Source organism: Pseudonocardia lacus, assembly GCF_018531445.1.
Taxonomy (GTDB): Bacteria; Actinomycetota; Actinomycetes; order Mycobacteriales; family Pseudonocardiaceae; genus Pseudonocardia; species Pseudonocardia lacus.
This window is the reverse complement of sequence record NZ_JAHDTH010000431.1, coordinates 1-1,851: the sequence shown is the minus strand read 5'-3', so window position 1 is coordinate 1,851 and position 1,851 is coordinate 1. Positions and strand designations below refer to the sequence as shown.

Genomic DNA, 1,851 nt, shown 5'->3' with positions numbered 1-1,851 from the left:
ACACCGTCTTCAGGTTCGCCAGCGTCTCCACCGAGCTCCCCGGGCGGATGCCCTCGTCCCTGCCGACCACCGTGCCGTCATCCAACCTCACCGGCGCGATCTGACCCTCGAAGCGACCCTCCTGCTGGGCCGCGGCGGCCTTCTCGTGCGAACCCACCGAGAACTCGTCGACCTGGGTCCGCGAGAAGCCCCACTTCTCCGCGATCATCTCCGCCCCGATGCCCTGGTTCGGGAAGACACCGTCGTAGCGGGCCAGGTACTTGTCGCCGAGCGGGTTCTGACCCTCGCGGCGCGTCGACCCCATCGGCACGCGGCTCATCGACTCGACGCCGCCGGCGACGACCACGTCGTACTGGCCGGCGATCAGCCCGGCCGCGCCGAAGTGCACCGACTGCTGGCTCGACCCGCACTGCCGGTCGATGCTCACCCCGGTCACCGCCTCCGGCCAGCCCGCGGCCAGCACGGCCGTGCGGCCGATGTCCATCGTCTGCTCACCGGTCTGCGAGACGCAGCCCCAGATGACGTCGTCGACCAGCGCCGGGTCGACGCCCGCGCGCTCGACCAACGAGTTCAGCACGTGCGCCGACAGGTCGACCGGGTGCACCCCGGACAGCCCACCGTTGCGCTTGCCGACCGGTGTCCGGACGGCCTCCACGATCACCGCGTCCCGCATGGTCCGCACCCCTCTTCCGACTCCCGCTGCGCCAACCTCACCGTACGTCCGATTCCGTGCCCTGAATAGTGTGAGGTGGGGCATCGCGGCGGCGGCGGCCGCGGCGCCAGCGGTGGTCCCGCGACAGCCCCGCGGGGGCCCGGTTGGGCGCCCCGCACGAACGTCGCCCGATCGCGTCCGTCGACGACGCCGGGCTGGGAGCGGTCTCTAAGCTGGGCCACCCACCCCGACCGCCGAGGAGATGGCCCATGTCGGCAGCAGGCGTCGACACCGCGGTCCCACCCCGGCAACCGGCCGAGCACTGCGCGCCGACGGGCACCCTGGCCTCCCAGGTCGCGCGTGACATCGAGGCCGAGGTGATGCGCCGCGGCTGGCCGGTGGGCACCTCGCTGGGCTCGGAGCCCCAGCTGCGCGAGTACTTCGGGGTCAGCCGCGCGGTGCTGCGCGAGGCCGTGCGGCTGGTCGAGCACCACCAGGTCGCCCGGATGCGCCGCGGCCCCAACGGCGGGCTGTTCGTCACCGCCCCGGACGCCGGGCCGGCCACCGGCGCCATGGTCATCTACCTGGAGTACGTCGGCACCGGCGTCGCCGAGCTCGTGCACGCCCGGTCGCTGCTCGAACCGCTGGCGGTGGCGCTGGCCGCCGACCGGGCCGGCGCGGACGGCGCCGCGCGGGCCCGCGCCGTGCTCGACGCCGAGCGCGAGCGCGCCGTGGCCCGCGCACCGGGCGCGGGCAACCCGCTGCACGTGCTGCTCGCGCAGCTGTCGGGCAACCCGGTCCTCGAACTGTTCGTCGACGTGCTGACCCGCCTGACCAGCCGGTACGCCTACGCCGTCGCGCGGGCCGGGGCCGACACCGGGCAACCGGAAGCGCTGCGGGGTCGGGCCGGTGTCGTCGACGCGGTGGCCGCGGGCGACGGTCGGCGCGCCGCCGAGCTGATGCGCGAGCACCTCGACGCCGAAGCGGCCTGGTTCGAGCGGAACCGCCCGTCGGGCACCGTGCACCGACCGCTGCGCCCCGGCCCTCCCGAGCCCTCGGCGGGCCACGCGAAGATGGCCGAGGTGCTGGCCACCCGGATCCGGGAGGACATCGCCGTGCGCGGCTGGCCGGTCGGTGCCGTGCTCGGCTCCGAAGCCGACCTGCTCACCCGCTACCGCATCAGCCGCGCCGTCCTGCGC

The 1,851-nt window shown here is 74.8% G+C and carries 2 protein-coding genes; one reads left to right on the top strand and one right to left on the bottom strand.

The annotated features are described in order from the left end of the window. Window positions 1-673: thiolase family protein (locus KIK08_RS38820; protein WP_214408297.1), on the bottom strand; the 673-nt coding region annotated here is incomplete at its 3' end. 248 nt (window positions 674-921) lie between these two features. Here KIK08_RS38820 and KIK08_RS38815 point away from each other — a divergent pair. After that, a partial coding sequence (locus KIK08_RS38815; RefSeq protein WP_214408296.1) for a FadR/GntR family transcriptional regulator occupies window positions 922-1,851 on the top strand: 930 nt, incomplete at its 3' end.